This window comes from Streptomyces sp. 130, from assembly GCF_007096885.1.
In the GTDB taxonomy this organism is placed as follows: domain Bacteria; phylum Actinomycetota; class Actinomycetes; order Streptomycetales; family Streptomycetaceae; genus Streptomyces.
In genome coordinates this window covers 1-513 of sequence record NZ_VJNO01000128.1, presented here as the reverse complement: position 1 = coordinate 513, position 513 = coordinate 1, and the positions used below count along the sequence as shown (strand labels likewise).

The following is a 513-nucleotide window of genomic DNA, read 5'->3' as shown; positions in this document are numbered from 1 at the left end:
GGTCGTGGTCCTGGACGCCTTCCCGCTGAACTCCAGTGGCAAGACCGACCGCAAGGCCCTCCCGGAACCGGAGTTCGGCGGCGCCACGTCGACCCGGCCGCGCACTGCCGCCGAGGAGACGCTCTGCGGGGTCTTCGCCGAGGTTCTGGGCTTGGACTCGGTGGGTGTGGACGAGTCGTTCTTCGACCTCGGTGGCGATTCGATCGTCGCGATTCAGCTGGTCGCGCGGGCGCGGGCGGCGGGGCTGGTGTTCTCGGCGCGGGACGTGTTCCGCCGCCGCACCGTCGAAGCCCTCGCGGCGATGGCGCGGGCGACCGAGGCCGACGAGCCCGCCAACGTCACCGACGAGCCCGTCGGCGAGATCCCCGCGACGCCCGTCATCAGCCTCTTCGCCGAACGCCACGGCATCCTGGACGGCTTCTACCAGTCGATGGGTGTGGCGGTGCGTGCGGGTGCCGGGCTGGGGGATGTGGAGGCTGCGGTTCGTGCGGTCGTGGAGCGTCACGATGTGTT

1 protein-coding gene is annotated in these 513 nt (G+C 71.2%); it reads left to right on the top strand.

Annotated features, from left to right (window positions below; genetic code table 11):
• A partial coding sequence (locus FKN01_RS32315; protein ID WP_143626195.1) for a phosphopantetheine-binding protein occupies nucleotides 1–513 on the top strand: 513 nt, incomplete at both ends.